At 68.5% G+C, this 15169-nt stretch carries 13 protein-coding genes; 11 read left to right on the top strand and 2 right to left on the bottom strand.

Annotated elements, in window-relative coordinates; translation table 11 throughout:
* Positions 1-3: 3 nt before the first annotated feature.
* Positions 4-1308 (bottom strand): PTS transporter subunit EIIC, encoded by a 1305-nt coding sequence (locus tag WKF39_RS10765; protein WP_340388210.1) that lies wholly within the window; start codon positions 1306-1308, stop codon positions 4-6.
* 34 nt (positions 1309-1342) lie between these two features.
* Entirely contained in the window at positions 1343-2068 is a 726-nt protein-coding gene (locus tag WKF39_RS10760; protein ID WP_340388208.1) for a GntR family transcriptional regulator, read from the bottom strand.
* 114 nt (positions 2069-2182) lie between these two features.
* Here WKF39_RS10760 and nagA point away from each other — a divergent pair, with 114 nt between their 5' ends.
* The 11 genes from nagA to WKF39_RS10705 all read left to right on the top strand — a co-directional run bounded on the left by nagA (position 2183) and on the right by WKF39_RS10705 (position 15158).
* Positions 2183-3388, top strand: coding sequence for an N-acetylglucosamine-6-phosphate deacetylase (gene nagA, locus WKF39_RS10755; protein WP_340388206.1), 1206 nt, complete (start codon positions 2183-2185; stop codon positions 3386-3388).
* A 12-nt stretch (positions 3389-3400) separates the two neighbouring features.
* A complete protein-coding gene (locus WKF39_RS10750; protein WP_340388204.1) occupies positions 3401-3631 on the top strand; it encodes a glucose PTS transporter subunit EIIB in 231 nt (76 codons plus the stop codon).
* Positions 3628-4080: a PTS glucose transporter subunit IIA gene (locus tag WKF39_RS10745; protein WP_340388202.1), complete on the top strand. Its 453-nt coding sequence runs from the start codon at positions 3628-3630 to the stop codon at positions 4078-4080. Before WKF39_RS10750 ends, WKF39_RS10745 begins: the two co-directional genes overlap by 4 nt.
* A 115-nt stretch (positions 4081-4195) precedes the next feature.
* Positions 4196-4396: a hypothetical protein gene (locus tag WKF39_RS10740; RefSeq protein ID WP_340388200.1), complete on the top strand. Its 201-nt coding sequence runs from the start codon at positions 4196-4198 to the stop codon at positions 4394-4396.
* Between the two features lie 53 nt (positions 4397-4449).
* Positions 4450-7995 carry a chromosome segregation protein SMC gene (gene smc, locus WKF39_RS10735; protein ID WP_340388198.1) on the top strand — a complete coding sequence of 1182 codons (3546 nt, stop codon included), beginning with the start codon at positions 4450-4452 and terminating at the stop codon, positions 7993-7995.
* 3 nt (positions 7996-7998) lie between these two features.
* A complete protein-coding gene (locus tag WKF39_RS10730) occupies positions 7999-8475 on the top strand; it encodes a thioesterase family protein (RefSeq protein ID WP_340388196.1) in 477 nt (158 codons plus the stop codon).
* A gap of 36 nt (positions 8476-8511) precedes the next feature.
* The gene (gene ftsY, locus WKF39_RS10725; protein WP_340388194.1) at positions 8512-9660 is read left to right on the top strand and encodes a signal recognition particle-docking protein FtsY; all 1149 of its coding nucleotides are present in this window, start codon (positions 8512-8514) and stop codon (positions 9658-9660) included.
* A gap of 158 nt (positions 9661-9818) precedes the next feature.
* Positions 9819-11066, top strand: a complete 1248-nt coding sequence (locus tag WKF39_RS10720) for an ammonium transporter (RefSeq protein ID WP_340388192.1) — start codon at positions 9819-9821, stop codon at positions 11064-11066.
* A 2-nt stretch (positions 11067-11068) separates the two neighbouring features.
* Positions 11069-11407: a P-II family nitrogen regulator gene (locus tag WKF39_RS10715; RefSeq protein WP_340388190.1), complete on the top strand. Its 339-nt coding sequence runs from the start codon at positions 11069-11071 to the stop codon at positions 11405-11407.
* 162 nt (positions 11408-11569) lie between these two features.
* Positions 11570-12826, top strand: a complete 1257-nt coding sequence (locus WKF39_RS10710; RefSeq protein WP_340388188.1) for an ammonium transporter — start codon at positions 11570-11572, stop codon at positions 12824-12826.
* A gap of 13 nt (positions 12827-12839) precedes the next feature.
* Positions 12840-15158: a [protein-PII] uridylyltransferase gene (locus tag WKF39_RS10705; RefSeq protein WP_340388186.1), complete on the top strand. Its 2319-nt coding sequence runs from the start codon at positions 12840-12842 to the stop codon at positions 15156-15158.
* Positions 15159-15169 lie beyond the last annotated feature (11 nt).

The following is a 15169-nucleotide window of genomic DNA, read 5'->3' as shown; positions in this document are numbered from 1 at the left end:
GGCTCAGCTCGGCGGCGTCGGCGGTGTCTGTGGTGTCGGCGTCTTCGACGCGGTCACCGGCTGCTCATCCGTCGGTTGGTCGATCAGGAACCCGGCGTCATCGTCACCGTCGTCCTCGCGGCCAGGCGTACGCAGGTTCCACTTACGGATCACGAACCGGAAGAGGAAGTAGTAGATCAGCGCATAGCCGAGGCCGATGACGATCAACAGCTCTGGCCTGGTGGCGATGTTCCAGTTGAGCACGAAGTCGAACAGGCCGGCTGAGAAGCCGAAACCATCCCTGATGTCCAGGGCATTGACGAGCGCGATCGAGGTGCCGGTCAAGAGGGCATGGATCACGTAGAGCGGGAATGCGACGAACATGAACGAGAACTCGAGCGGCTCGGTCACGCCGGTCAGGAAGCTCGTGAGCGCCGCGCCGAACATGATGCCTCCGACGGCCTTCTTCTGCGCGGGCTTGGCCTCCTGCCAGATCGCGAGCGCGGCCGCGGGAAGGGCGAACATCATGATCGGGAAGAAGCCGGTCATGAACGCACCGGCGGTCGGGTCGCCATTCAGGAATCGGGCGATGTCGCCATTCACGACGCCGCTCGCGCCCTCGTACGAACCGAACAGGAACCACGGACCGGAGTTGAGTATGTGATGCAGGCCCAGCGGGATCAGCAGCCGATTGAGCGTGCCGTAGACGAATCCGCCGATGACGTCGTTGTCGGCGATCCAGTCAGAGACGTTGGTCAGGCCGCTGTTGAAGGCCGGATAGACCAGGGTCATCAGCACCGCGATGATGATCGCGGCGAATGCGGTGATCATCGGCACGAAGCGCCGACCCCCGAAGAACGCCAGATAGTCCGGCAGCTTGATGCGGTAGTAGCGCTGCCACAGGAACGCCGCGGTCAGACCGATCACGATCCCACCGAGCACGCCGTAGCCCTTGGCCACGGCGCTCTCGTTGTCGGCATCGATCGTCATGACCATCGGGACGACGGCCTGGTAGACGCCGTTGAACACGAGGTAGCCGACGATGGCGGCCAGGGCCGTCGAACCGTCGGACTTCTTGGCCATGCCAATCGCCACGCCGAGGGCGAAGAGCAGCGCCAGGTTGTCGAAGATCGCCCCGCCGGCAGCGCCGAGGACGGCGGCGACCCGGTCCCAGCCGAGTCCGTCGGCGCCCAGCAGATCGGGTTGCCCGAGGCGTAGCAGCAGGGCTGCCACAGGCAGCGAGGCGATCGGCAGCATCAGGCTGCGGCCGAACTTCTGGACGGAGGCGAGACCGGGAAGGCCTCGTCGTCCTGCGGTTGTCGTGGTCATCTCGATTTCCCCTCGGTGGTGGTGATTCTCGGACTCAACGGATGGACGGACCTCGCTGGAGGCTCATGGACAACTGATAGCGATCACCGCGATAGCGGCTGATGGTCTGTTCGACCGGCCGGACGTTTGACGACGAGACGCGGTCGAAGACCAACAACGGTGCGGTCTCGGCCACCGCGAGCACGTCGGCGTAGGCCGGTCCGGCCGGCTCGGCCCACGTGGTCTGCTGGGCATCGGTGATCACGACCCCATACGTCGACTCGAGGGTCGCGTAGAGCGAGGCGGTGAGGTCCTCGTCGCCGAGTCCGGGGAACAGTGCCTCGGGATACCAGCTGACCTCATGCGCCATGGGCTCTTCGTCGGCTAGTCGGAGGCGCTCGATCTCCCAGAGCAGGTCGCCCGGCGCGATGTCGAGGGCCAGGGCTGTCGCTTCGCCGGACTCCACGAGTGCGCTCGACAGCACGACCGTGCTCGGCCGGTGACCGCGGCGCCGCATGTCCTGGGTGAACGACGCCAGGTGCAGGTTGCTCTCGACCCGCGGGCGGGTCACGACGGTCCCGCGGCCGGGCACCGTGGTGAGCCTGCCCTCGTGGACCAGTCTGCTGATGGCCGCGCGGACCGTGGCCCGACTGACGTCGTAGCGGGTCGTCAGGTCGCGCTCCGATGGGATCATCGCGCCGGGCCGGAGCTCTTCATCGATCGTCCGCAGGAGTGCCGCACGCAGCTGTACGTGCTTGGGGAGGAGGCTGTCGTTCAGCATCGGAAGCTCCTCTCGACGGGCGTACGAACCGCTGGTACGATCCGGTACGTACCAGTGAGGATGGCCGGAAAACAACCGGCATGTCAACCCCTAGCCGCCGGATCGAGGTCACCGATGGGCGCCATCGTGGTGAGTGCGCAGCGTCTCGTCGGGTTGCCGGACGACGAGTCCGGTGCGGGCTGGATCGCGATCGCCGACGGGCGCATCGAAGCGGCGGGCCGCGGTGAGCCGTTGCGCCCGCCCGATGTCGTGCTCGGTCGAGGGATTCTCGCGCCGGGCTTGGTCGATGCCCAGATCAACGGCGCATTCTCGGTCGACTTCGCCGACTCTGACGCCGGCGACGTGCGACGCGTCGCCGAGCGGATGCTGTCGACCGGTGTCACCTCGATGGTGCCGACGTTCATCACGGCGACGCTCGACCAGCTGGTCGAGCAGGTGAGCCGCTACGACGCGGCCCGCCACTCGAGCAACCTGACCGGTTCGGCGACCCGACTCCTGCCCGCCCACATCGAGGGGCCGTTCCTGTCGCCGCGGAGACGGGGCGCGCACCGCGAGGCGCTGCTGGTCGACCCCACCCCGGACCGGGTCGCGCCACTGATCGGGCTCGCACACGCCATCTCGTACGTGACCCTGGCGCCGGAGCGCGACGGAGCCCTGCGCGCGATCGCGGACCTGGTCGCCGCGGGGGTGAGGGTCGCGGTGGGGCACAGCGATGCCACAGACGAGCAGGTCCGCGCCGCAGCCGATGCAGGGGCCACGATGGTCACCCACCTGTTCAATGCGCAGAGCCCGTTCCATCACCGCACGCCGGGCGTCGTCGGAGCCGCGCTGACGGATCGGCGGCTGACCGTGGGACTGATCGTCGACGGGCACCATGTCGAGCCCACGGCGGTGCGGCTCGCGTTCAGCGCGGCCCACGGCCGGGTCATGCTCGTGACGGACGCGGTCGCTGCGCTCGGCATGCCGTCCGGCACCTATGTCCTGGGCGGCGACCAGCTGCAGGTGAGAGCGGGCCACCCACCGTTGCGTGCCGACGGCACGATCGCCGGCGCTGATGAGCCACTCGACGCCAACATCGGCCACGCTGTCGAGTTCGGGATCGACCTGGTCGATGCGATCCGCGCGGCGACTCGTACGCCTGCAGACGCGCTCGGCTGCCATGACATCGGCCGGGTCGAGGTGGGAGCGCGGGCCGATCTGGTCCTGCTCGGAGAGGATCTGCGCGCCCGCGCCACCTGGCTCGGCGGCGGGAGAGTCTGGTCCGCCGATGGCACGATGCACCAAGGACCCAGCGCCACCGTGGCGTCCGGTCACGCCTAGAGGAGAATTCCCATGGTTACAGCTGAGCAGATCGTCGCCGGGCTGGGCGGTCGGGACAACATCATCGAGATCGAGCCCTGCATCACCCGTCTGCGCACCGAGGTCGAGGACGCGTCGCTGGTCGATCAGGCTGCGCTCAAGGCCGCCGGCGCATTCGGCGTCATCGTCGCGGGCAACGTCGTGCAGGTCGTGGTCGGTCCAGTCGCGGACACGTTGGCCAGTGACATCGAGGACCTCGAATGAGTGAGCCCTCCGCCGTGCTGGCCCCGGTGGCGGGGACGGTCTTGGCCCTGTCGGACGTGCCCGATCCGGTGTTCGCGCAGCAGATCGTCGGTTCGGGCATCGCGATTGATCCAGATCGATCCGAGCAGACGGTCGTCGCGCCGGCGGACGGCCGACTGCTCAAGCTCCATCCGCACGCATTCGTCCTGCTGACGGCGGCGGGCAAGGGGCTGCTCGTTCATCTGGGCATCGACACGGTCCAGCTCGACGGCGCAGGGTTCGAGCTGCTGGTCGCCGAGGGGGACGAGGTCACGACCGGGACTCCCATCGTGCGCTGGGATCCGTCCGCGATCGAGGCCGGCGGCCGGTCGCCGATCGTGCCGATCGTCGTGATGGATTCGGCGCCGGACAGCGTTGGCGGGGCGGCGAGCGGGAGCGTCCGTGTGGGGGACGAGATCTTCACGGTCTGAGCTCCCGGCATTCGAGGCAAGAAGTTGACCACAGGCAGACCTCGGTGGGAGACTGAGAGACGCAGGTCAGCCTCACCTGCCCCTTCCCCTCAGTTCCACTCCGCGGAGATTCTTCATGGCCAAAGCACTCATCGGCTACATCGGGGGTCCGCCCACCGAGCAGCTGCGCGAAACCGCCTCGCTCCACCGCCGGATCGCCGACCTCGAGGACGAGATCCTGCGCCTCAAGGTCGAGAACGACGGACTGCTCCGGACCATCCGTGAGCGGGTCGACCATGTCACTGCCGGCGACTTGATGCAGCCTGCGGCTCACTAGAGTCCCGGCGGTCTAGGGTGGCTCCAACCGGCCAACTGTCGTAGGAGTCAGAGTTGTACCTCAAGAGCCTCACCTTGCGTGGGTTCAAGTCGTTCGCCTCCTCGACGACCCTCCAGCTCGAGCCCGGCATCACGTGCGTCGTCGGGCCCAACGGCTCCGGCAAGTCCAATGTCGTCGACGCCCTGTCGTGGGTCATGGGCGAGCAGGGTGCCAAGTCGCTGCGCGGCGGCAAGATGGAGGACGTCATCTTCGCCGGGACGTCGGGTCGGCCGCCCCTGGGTCGCGCCGAGGTCGTCCTCACGATCGACAACTCTGACGGCGCACTCCCGATTGAGTACACCGAGGTCACGATCTCGCGAACGATGTTCCGCAACGGTGGGTCGGAGTACGCCATCAACGGCAACACGTGCCGGCTGCTCGACGTGCAGGAGCTCTTGAGCGACTCCGGCATCGGCCGGGAGATGCACGTCATCGTGGGCCAGGGCCAGCTCGACAGCGTGCTCCGGGCGACCCCCGAGGAGCGCCGCGGCTTCATCGAGGAGGCTGCGGGAGTCCTCAAGCACCGCAAGCGCAAGGAAAAGGCGCTCCGCAAGCTCGATGCGACGCAAGGCAACCTGACCCGGCTGGGCGACGTCCTGACCGAGCTGCGGCGCCAGCTCAAGCCCCTCGGCCGGCAGGCCGAGGTGGCTCGACGGGCGGCGGTGATCCAGGCCGAGGTGCGTGACGCCCGTGCCCGCATCCTGGCCGACGACATCGTCCGGGCTCGCTCGGTCATCGCCGAGGAGCTTGCCGACGAGACCGCTCTGAACGACCGCCGTCAGGCGGTCGAGCAGTCCATCGCGGCCGCCCGCGAGCAGGAGACCGAGCTCGAGGACCAGCTGCGCGAGGACTCCCCGCGACTGTCTGCCGCGCAGGAGACCTGGTACAGCCTCTCGGGACTTCGGGAGCGCATCCGGGGCACTGCCGGTCTCGCCAACGAGCGCGTACGCCTGGCAGCCGTCGAAGCGGATGACCGCCGGGTCGGGCGCGAGCCCGAGGAGCTGGAGGCCGATGCCCGTCGCGCGCAGGAGCAGCTCGAGCAGCTCAGCGCCGGGGTGACCGAGTCGACCCAGTCACTCGAGACCGTGATCGACGAGCGCAACGAGGCCGAGACCGCCTACACCGCCGAGGAGCGGCGGGTCGCGGGCCTGCTCCGTGCCGCCGCCGACCAGCGCGAAGGGCTCGCGCGGCTCCACGGTCAGGTCAACGCGCTCAAGAGTCGGGCGACTGCGGCCGGCGAGGAGATCGGTCGGCTGTCTGCCGCTCGCGCGGAAGCCGAGTCGCGGGCTGTCGAGGCCCAGCACGAGTTCACCAGCCTGGAGAACCAGATCGCGGGGCTCAACGCCGGGGAGTCCGGCCTCGACGAGGAGCTCGAAGGTGCCGAGGACGGGCTCGCCGAGGTCACCGAACGGCTCGCATCGCTGGGCACCCAGTCCCAGGAAGCCGAGCGCCAGCAGGCTGCGCTCGCCGCGCGCAAGGAAGCCCTCGAGCTGGGTCTGGCACGCAAGGACGGCGCGGGAGCCCTCCTCGCCGCGAATGATGAGCTCAGCGGACTCCTCGGCTCGGTCGCGGCGCTGGTGACGGTGCGCGCCGGCTTCGAGACCGCCATCGCCTCCGCTCTCGGCTCGGCCGCCGACGCCGTTGCGGTGGACCACCTCGACACGGCGGTCTCCGCGATGGAGAAGCTCAAGTCCGAGGACCTCGGCCGGGCCGGCATGCTGCTGGGAGGCGGGGAGGTCGACGACTCGACCTGGCCCGGGCTGCCCGACTTCGCCACCTATGCGATCGACGTCGTCGACGGACCGGCGCCCCTGCAGGGCGCGCTTCGCCGGTTGCTGTTCAAGGTCGCCGTTGTCGACGACCTCGAGCAGTCGCAGGAGCTGGTTCGGCATGCTCCCGACGTGACGGCCGTGACGCGGGATGGAGATGTCCTGGGAGCGCACTTCGCGGCCGGCGGATCGACGTCCAAGCAGAGTCTGATCGAGGTCAAGGCCGCGATCGCCCAGGCCGATGAGGATCTCGGCCGCGCGGTCCACACGCTCGAACGCCTGCGATTCGAGCAGGAAGCCGCCGGAGCCATCCGTGCAACGGCCCAGGAACGGGTCGACGCGGCGCTCGGTCGTCTGCACGAGTCGGATGCCACGATGGCCGCGGTTGCCGAGAATCTCGGCCACCTCGGTGCGACCTCCCGGGCGGCCAAGGGCGAGGCCGAACGGCTGGCTGCCGCGATCGCCAGGGCCGAGGAGTCGCAGGCCGGTGACCTGTCAGGTCTGGCCGAGCTGGAGGACCGGCTGGCGCAGGCGGAGTCCGCGCCTGAGGAGGAGCCCGACACGACTCTGCTCGAGCAGCTTGCCGACCGGGCGTCGACGCTGCGCCGTGCCGAGACCGACGCACGGCTCGCCCTCCGCACCAATGAGGAGCGCACCCGGGCCCTGGCGGGTCAGGTCACGGCACTGTTCGAGGCCGCTGAGGCCGAGCGCGAGGCGCGCATCAAGGCCAAGGCGCGTCGCGAGCAGCAGCTGCGTGAGGCCGAGACCGCCAAGGCCGTCATCCTCGCCAGTGAGCGGGTCCTGACGTCCCTCGAACACTCCGTCGTGCGGGCGTCGGCCCTGCGAGCGGAGATCGAGGCGTCCCGCACGGGCCGCGAGGAGACGCTGCGAAGCGTACGCGTCCAGCTCCGTGAGCAGATCTCCGAGCTCGACGGGCTGACCGACTCCGTCCACAAGGACCAGATGGCCAGGGCCGAGATGCGCCTTCGCCTCGAGGGACTCGAGGGACGAGCCCTCGAGGAGCTCGGCCTCGAGGTCGAGACGCTGGTGGCCGACTACGGTCCCGACCAGCTCGTACCACCCATCGTGGAGGACTCGGATGGCGAGCCCGGCGAGCCCATCGCGTTCGACCGCGAGACCCAGAGCAAGCGACTGCGCAGCGCCGAGCGCGCGCTGGCGATGCTCGGCAAGGTCAACCCGCTCGCGCTCGAGGAGTTCACCGCGCTCGAGGAGCGTCATCAGTTCCTGTCCGAGCAGCTCGACGATCTCCGCAAGACCCGACAGGACCTCCTCGAGATCGTCGATGAGGTCGATGCCAAGGTCGAGCAGGTCTTCACCGAGGCCTGGTATGACGTCGAGCGGGAGTTCGAGGACGTCTTCTCCCGACTGTTCCCCGGCGGTGACGGTGCGTTGATCCTCACTGATCCGCAGAACATGCTGACCACCGGCATCGACGTCGAGGCCCGCCCCCCGGGCAAGAAGGTCAAGCGACTGTCGTTGTTGTCCGGCGGCGAGCGCTCGCTTGTCGCGGTGGCATTCCTCGTCGCATTGTTCAAGGCGCGGCCCAGCCCGTTCTACATCCTCGACGAGGTCGAGGCGGCCCTCGACGACACCAACCTCGGCCGGTTGCTCGAGATCTACGAGGAGCTTCGAGCCAACTCCCAGCTGATTGTCATCACCCACCAGAAGCGCACGATGGAGGTGGCCGACGCGCTCTACGGCGTCTCGATGCGTGGCGACGGGGTCTCGGCGGTCATCAGTCAGCGCCTCCGCGAAGAAGAGTCGGCCTAGGGCATGTCTCCCCATTCGATGGCCGGCTCGCCCGGTGGTGTGAGCGAGTCGTCGCTCCCGTCGAACCGAGCTGATTTCGCCGAGCTCCGCACCATCACGACGCGGTGGGAGGACGAGGACGTCTACGGCCACGTCAACAATGTCGTCTATTACTCGTTCTTCGACACCGCGGTCAACGGCTTCCTGATCGAGGCGACCGGATCGGACATCCGCCGGCTCGACGCGGTGGGCCTCGTGGCCGAGACACAGTGCGAGTTCCTCCGTGAGCTGGGATTTCCCGGTGACGTGCAGGCCGGCCTGGCGATCACCAGGCTGGGGTCGTCGAGCATCGTCTATCGCATCGGGCTGTTCCAGGGCGACAGCGACGAACCGGCCGCGATCGGCCGATTCGTGCATGTCTACGTCGACGCTGCGACCCGGGCGGTGACGCCGATCCCCGATGCGATTCGCGCGGCCGTCACACCCCTCGTCGTGCCCTGACGTCGCGGCGAACCGGTTCTGCATAGGATCGCGGGTGTGACCCTGACTGTGCTGCTCCTGATCATCATCGCCGTTGTCGTCGTGCTGGGCACGGGCATCGGGCTCGTGATCGGCCGCGGCCGCAAGACGCTGCCTCCGCCGGCCGACCTGGACCGCCTGACCGAAGAGGTCATCGAGCATCCTGAGCATCCGGATCCGCACCTCGAGGACGAGGCGTCGCCGGCGCCGGAACCGGCCACCTCGGTCGACACGATCGAGCGCCCTGAGGCACCGCAGGGCCGGCTCGTACGTCTGCGCGCCCGACTCGCGAGGTCTCAGGGATCGCTCGGCAAGGGCCTGCTCTCGGTTCTCAGCCGATCCACGCTCGACGACGACGCGTGGGAGGAGCTCGAAGACACGCTCCTCGCCGCTGACGTCGGCGTCACGGCGACCGACGAGCTCGTGGCCAACCTCAAGACCCGGGTCCGGGTCGAGGGAATTGACGACCCGGAGCGGGCCAAGGCGGCACTGCGCGACGAGCTCGTGGGACTGATCGGACCGTCTCTGGACCGCACGCTGAACTCCACCGGGACCGGCGGCCTGCCCGGAGTCGTCCTGGTGGTGGGCGTCAACGGCACCGGCAAGACCACCACGGTCGGCCGGCTCGCCCGTGTGCTCGTCGCGGAGGACAAGAGCGTCGTGCTCGGCGCAGCCGACACGTTCCGAGCGGCGGCCGCCGACCAGCTCCAGACCTGGGGCGAGCGCGTCGGCGTGCAGACCGTACGCGGACCTGAGGGCGGAGACCCCGCCAGCGTCGGTTTCGAGACCGTCCAGCGTGGCATCGCCGAGGGGACCGACGTCGTCCTGGTGGACACGGCCGGCCGGCTGCACACGAAGTCCGGGCTGATGGACGAGCTCGGCAAGGTCAAGCGAGTCATCGAGAAGCAGGCGCCGGTCACAGAGGTCCTGCTGGTCATCGATGCGACCACAGGCCAGAACGGCCTGACCCAGGCTCGCGTGTTCGGTGAGGTCGTGGACGTCACCGGGATCGTGCTGACCAAGCTCGACGGCACGGCCAAGGGCGGCATCGTGATCGCGGTGCAGCGCGAGCTGGGTGTGCCCGTCAAATTCATCGGTCTCGGCGAGGGCGCGGACGATCTCGCGCCCTTCGACGCCGAGGAGTTCGTCGACGCGCTGCTCGCCTAGCGGTGGCCCGCGAGGCGTAACACGCTGTTTACACGGCTGCTGCATTCGTGACGCGGATGCAACATTGCCGCGCGCATACCGAAATCCCCCGACACCAGTGTGTGTCGCAACAGGCCGTACCTCGTCTTGTTGCGACACACACTTCTTTCGGAGGTTTCATGGATACCGGCGATACCGCATGGATTCTGGCCAGCTCGGCCCTGGTCCTGCTCATGACGCCAGGACTGGCGTTCTTCTATGGCGGCATGGTCCGCTCCAAGACCGTGCTCAACATGATGATGATGAGCTTCATCGCCCTGGCCATCGTGCCGGTGCTGTGGGTCCTCTACGGCTACTCGATCGCATTCAGCCCCGAGGGCAACGGCTGGCTCGGCGGCTTCGAGCGCCTCGGGCTGGACAACATCGGACTCGAGACCGCCTACGGAACGCTTCCTGAGTATGTCTTCGTCGCCTTCCAGCTGATGTTCGCGATCGTCACGGTCGCCCTCATCAGTGGCGCGATCGCCGATCGTGCGAAGTTCGGCGCCTGGTCGCTGTTCGTCGTCATCTGGGTCTCGGTCGTCTACTTCCCGGTCGCGCACTGGGTCTTCGACTTCGGTGAGAATGGTGGCTGGATCGCGACCGAGCTCGAGGCCCTCGACTTCGCTGGAGGCACCGCGGTGCACATCAACGCCGGTGCCGCCGGTCTGGCCCTTGCGCTGGTCCTCGGCAAGCGGGTCGGCTGGAAGCGCGACCCCATGCGCCCGCACAATCTGCCCTTCGTCCTGCTCGGGGCCGGCCTCCTGTGGTTCGGCTGGATCGGTTTCAACGCCGGCTCGGCAGTCGGTGCCAATGGTCTGGCGGGTCTCGCGCTCGTCAACACGACGGTTGCCACAGGCGCGGCCATCCTCGGTTGGCTCCTGGTCGAGTCGATCCGTGACAAGAAGGCCACCAGCCTCGGCGGCGCCTCCGGAGCCGTTGCCGGTCTCGTCGCGATCACCCCTGCAGCCGGCGCGTTGACGCCGGTCGGCTCGATCGGGCTCGGCGTCATCGCCGGCGCCCTGTGTGCTCTCGCAGTTGGACTGAAGTACAAGTTCGGCTATGACGACTCCCTCGATGTCGTCGGCGTCCACCTCGTCGGCGGTCTCGTCGGCACGCTGCTGATCGGCTTCCTCGCCGCCGGCGACGTGGGACTTTTCTACGGTGGCAACCTCGAGCAGCTCGGCAAGCAGGCAGTCGCCGCGTTCGCAGTTCTGGCCTACTCGTTCGTCCTCACGTACATCATCGGTAAGTTGATCGACGTGACGATCGGGTTCCGCATCAGCGAAGAGGATGAGGTCCTCGGAATCGACCAGGTCGAGCACCTGGAGACTGCGTACGACGAAGCCGGAATCATCGGCGGGTCCGCCCTCAAGACGGGAGTCTGAGCATGAAGCTCGTAACCGCGGTCATCAAGCCGCACAAATGGGAAGAGGTCCGGGAGGCTCTCGCCGCGGCCGGAGTTGCCGGCATGACGGTGACCGAGGCCAGTGGCTACGGCCAGCAGAAGGGACACACCGAGGTCTATCGCGGTGCTGAGTACGACGTCTCGCTGGTTCCCAAGATCCGCCTCGAGGTCGTCGTCGATGACGCCGACGTCGAGAGCGTGGTCAGCACGATCACCGCGTCGGCTCAGACCGGCAAGATCGGTGACGGCAAGGTCTGGGTCATCCCGGTCGACTCGGTCGTGCGGGTTCGCACGGGCGAGACCGACGAGGCTGCACTCTAGGCATACCCGACAACACCGATGATGGCGCAGCACCCGATGTGGTGCTGCGCCATCATCGCGTTGCGATAGTGTCCGGCAGCGACGTGGGATCCGATCGCTGCCGGCGCAGCGACGGCCCGCCCGGACCCGGAGGCTTGGATGGATTCAGGGGATACTGCGTGGATGCTCGCGTCGTCAGCGCTGGTGATGCTGATGGTGCCGGGCCTGGCGTTCTTCTACGGCGGCATGGTGCGTGCCAAGAGCGTGCTCAACATGATGATGATGAGCTTCCTGGCACTCGCGATCGTGCCGGTCGTCTGGTTCCTCTGGGGCTACAGCCTGACCTTCGGCGACGATGTGGGTGGAGGACTGATCGGTGGGTTCGACCTGTTGGGCCTCCGCGGCATCTCGCAGAGCTCGCTCACCGGGACGATCCCGACCTATGTGTTCGTGATCTTCCAGATGCTGTTCGGCATCGTCACGGTCGCGCTCATCAGCGGCGCCGTGGCCGACCGGGTGAAGTTCGTGGCGTGGGTGGTCTTCGTGCCGGTCTGGATGACGGCGGTCTACTTCCCGGTCGCCCACTGGGTGTTCGCCTTCGACACCGACGGGGCTGAGGGAGGCTGGATCGCCAACCGGCTCGGCGCGCTCGACCTGGCCGGTGGGTTGGCTGTCGAGATCACCGCTGGCGGGGCGGCGCTTGCCCTCGCCCTGGTGGTCGGCAGACGAGTCGGCTGGCGCAAGGAGCCGATGCGGCCGCACAACCTGCCGTCGGTGCTGCTCGGGGCCGGCCTCCTGTGGTTCGGCTGGTACGGATTCAACGCCGGTTCCGCGCTGGCTGCCGGCAATCTTGCGGGCCTGGCGCTGATCAACACGACGGGCGCCGGTGCCGCGGCGATGCTGGGCTGGCTCGCGGTCGAGGTCGTGCGGGACAAGAAGGGCACGAGCTTCGGCGCCGCCTCGGGCGCGATCGCCGGACTCGTCGCCGTCACCCCCTCATGTGGCACGATCTCGCCCCTGGGGTCGATCCTGCTGGGTCTGGTGGCCGGGTCCGTGTGTGCGTACGCGATCGGGCTGAAGTACCGCTTCGGCTTCGACGACTCGCTCGACGTGGTCGGGGTGCACCTCGTCGGCGGCCTGGTCGGCACGATCCTGATCGGGCTCCTCGCGACCCGCACCAATGTCGAGGCGCTCGGCTTCGGCAGTCCGGGGCTGTTCTACGGCGGTGGTCTCGACCAGCTCGGTCGTCAGGTCGTGGCGGCGGTCGTCGTGCTTGCCTACTCGTTCACCGTGACCTACGTGATCGGCACGGCGATCGACCGGACGATCGGGTTCCGGGTCTCCGAGGAGGACGAGATGACCGGCATCGACCAGGTCGAGCACCTCGAGACGGCATACGATCACACGGGATCGTCGCCCGGCGGCCCGCACCTCGGTTAGGAGCCGGACCATCGTGACGCAGCGGGCTGCTGGACCGGTGTCAGGCCACCCGGTCCGCGACCACCGGCACCTGGCCCACCGACGCGGTGAGCGCGCGCTCGCGGCCGATCGCCGGCTCCGCCAGCTGTTCTCCGCCGCTGTCCCGGCCGATGGCGGTGATCCGCGCGAAGGTCCGGGCCTGGCTCTCGTGGCGGTCGGCGGCTACGGCCGATCCGAGCTCTCACCGTTCAGCGACCTCGACGTGGTCCTGCTGCACGATCCGTCGATCGAGGAGTCAGTGGTTCGCGAGGTCGCGGAGGCGATCTGGTATCCGCTGTGGAACGACGGTGTCGCGCTCGACCACTCGGTGCGCGACACCGTGCAGATGCGGGAGGCCGCGGCAACCGACCACCGCGCCGCGATGGGCATGCTCGACGCACGTACCGTCGCGGGTGACGCGAGCCTGGTCCTCACGCTGCGCTCACAGGTCCTCGCGGACTGGCGGCGTGACGCCCGAACGCGGGTCGAGGAGGTTCGGGAGGCGCGCAACGCACGCATCGAGCGGGCGGGGTGGCTCGCCCACGCGGCAGTGCCGGACCTCAAGGAGTCCGGCGGCGGGCTTCGGGACAGCGTCATCCTCCGCGCGCTCGTCGCGACGTGGTTGATCGACGTACCTCATGGTGAGTCGGAGTCGCTGCGCTCGGAGCTCCTGGACGTACGCGATGCCCTCCACGAAACCGTTGGCAGACGGGTCGAGCGGCTCGACGCCGAGGTCATACCTGACGTGGCGCAGCTCCTCGGCATGGGCGCCGAGGAGCTGGATCTGCACACCCGCCAGCTCGGCCGCCGCATCGCGCACCTGGCCACGCTGTCGTGGCGCAAGGTCGACGACGCGTTGGCTCCGCCGCGCAAGCGGACCATCACGGCGACCGGTCCCGCCGTGGTGCAGCTGGCCGAGGGCGTCGGCGTGCTCGACCAAGAGGTCATCGTGACCGGCAAGGCCGATCCTGCGACCGATCCAGAGGTAGCTCTGCGCGCCGCGGCCGCCGCCGCGCGCGACCGACTTCCGCTGAGTCCCGGCTCGGCCTCCCGACTGGCGCGGTCGATGGGCGAGCTGCCCGATCCATGGTCACCCTCCTCATCGCGGCTGATGGTCGACCTGCTGACGGCGGGTCCGGGTCTGGTGCCGGTGTGGGACGAGCTCGATTTTGCCGGGGTGGTCGACGTCTTGCTGCCCGAGTGGGCGGCGATTCGGTTGAGGGGGTCCTCGTCGCCGGTGCACCGGTTCACGGTCGACCGACACAGCCTCGAGACGTGCGTCTTCGCCGCGAGGGTCAAGCGTGACGTGGCCCGCCCAGACCTGCTCGCGGTCGCCGCGTTGCTCCACGACATCGGCAAGGGCGTCGATGGTGATCATTCGGAGGTGGGTGAGCCCATGGCGACCCGCATTGCCCAGCGTTGGGGGTTCAGTGCCGACGATGCGGCCGTGGTGGGCAAGCTCGTGCGGTGGCATCTCCTGCTGCCGACGATCGGCACTCGCAGGGACATCGAGGACCCCTCGACGGCTGCCAACGTTGCCGAGATCGTCGAGACCGAGGACTTCCTCGACCTGCTCGCCGCCTTGACCGCTTCCGACGCGCAGGCCACGAGTCCGACCGCCTGGTCGACGTGGCGGCAGGGGCTGACCGAAGGCCTGGTCGAAAAGGTTCGCAAGGTGCTCGACGACTCGGTCAAGACGCCGTCGCCCGAGGACTACGAGGGTTGGCCCGCTGGCGTCCCGATCCCGGACTACGGCGTGATGGGACCGGCCGACTTCAGGCTGACGGTCCAGCCCCACCAAGGGGGCTCGCTGCTGACGATCGTGACCGCCGACCGCCCGGGTGTGGTGGCGCACCTGGCCGGAGGACTCGCCCTCGCGGGGCTGGCCATCAGATCGGCCCGCACGGTGACCCGGGGCGATGCTGCGGTGTCCCTGCTGGAGGTGTCGCGCCCGGACGTCGATGCGGCCCGTCTCACCGAGCGGCTCCGGCCGGCCATGGCTGGCGAGCTCGATCTCGCTGGCCGGCTCGAGCTGACTGCCATCCCCGACGCACCGGATGCGCGCGTACGTCTCCTCGACCGGCTCTCGGAGACGGCGACGCTGCTCGAGGTGCGTGCCCAGGATCGTCGCGGGCTGGTCTGGACCGTGTGCGACCAGATCGCGTCGCTCGGACTCTCGATCCGGTCCGCGCACATGTCGACCTACGGCGAGGAGGTCCGCGACGTGTTCTACGTCGTTGACGGCACGGGCGGCCGCCTCGACGACACCGCGGCAACGACCCTGCGCGACAACCTCGCCGCAGCCCTCACCTAGCCACCTCGTCG

Origin of the sequence: Aeromicrobium sp., assembly GCF_037719875.1 — a bacterium.
Classification (GTDB): Bacteria; Actinomycetota; Actinomycetes; order Propionibacteriales; family Nocardioidaceae; genus Aeromicrobium.
This window is presented reverse-complemented; position numbering and strand designations above follow the sequence as displayed.

What these genes read in the sequence shown, in the direction of transcription:
- WKF39_RS10765 (WP_340388210.1), bottom strand. Translation starts at nt 1,308, where the DNA reads ATGACCACGACAACCGCAGGACGACGAGGCCTTCCCGGTCTCGCCTCC.
- WKF39_RS10760 (WP_340388208.1), bottom strand. Translation starts at nt 2,068, where the DNA reads ATGCTGAACGACAGCCTCCTCCCCAAGCACGTACAGCTGCGTGCGGCA.
- nagA (WP_340388206.1), top strand. Translation starts at nt 2,183, where the DNA reads ATGGGCGCCATCGTGGTGAGTGCGCAGCGTCTCGTCGGGTTGCCGGAC.
- WKF39_RS10750 (WP_340388204.1), top strand. Translation starts at nt 3,401, where the DNA reads ATGGTTACAGCTGAGCAGATCGTCGCCGGGCTGGGCGGTCGGGACAAC.
- WKF39_RS10745 (WP_340388202.1), top strand. Translation starts at nt 3,628, where the DNA reads ATGAGTGAGCCCTCCGCCGTGCTGGCCCCGGTGGCGGGGACGGTCTTG.
- WKF39_RS10740 (WP_340388200.1), top strand. Translation starts at nt 4,196, where the DNA reads ATGGCCAAAGCACTCATCGGCTACATCGGGGGTCCGCCCACCGAGCAG.
- WKF39_RS10730 (WP_340388196.1), top strand. Translation starts at nt 7,999, where the DNA reads ATGTCTCCCCATTCGATGGCCGGCTCGCCCGGTGGTGTGAGCGAGTCG.
- WKF39_RS10720 (WP_340388192.1), top strand. Translation starts at nt 9,819, where the DNA reads ATGGATACCGGCGATACCGCATGGATTCTGGCCAGCTCGGCCCTGGTC.
- WKF39_RS10715 (WP_340388190.1), top strand. Translation starts at nt 11,069, where the DNA reads ATGAAGCTCGTAACCGCGGTCATCAAGCCGCACAAATGGGAAGAGGTC.
- WKF39_RS10710 (WP_340388188.1), top strand. Translation starts at nt 11,570, where the DNA reads ATGCTCGCGTCGTCAGCGCTGGTGATGCTGATGGTGCCGGGCCTGGCG.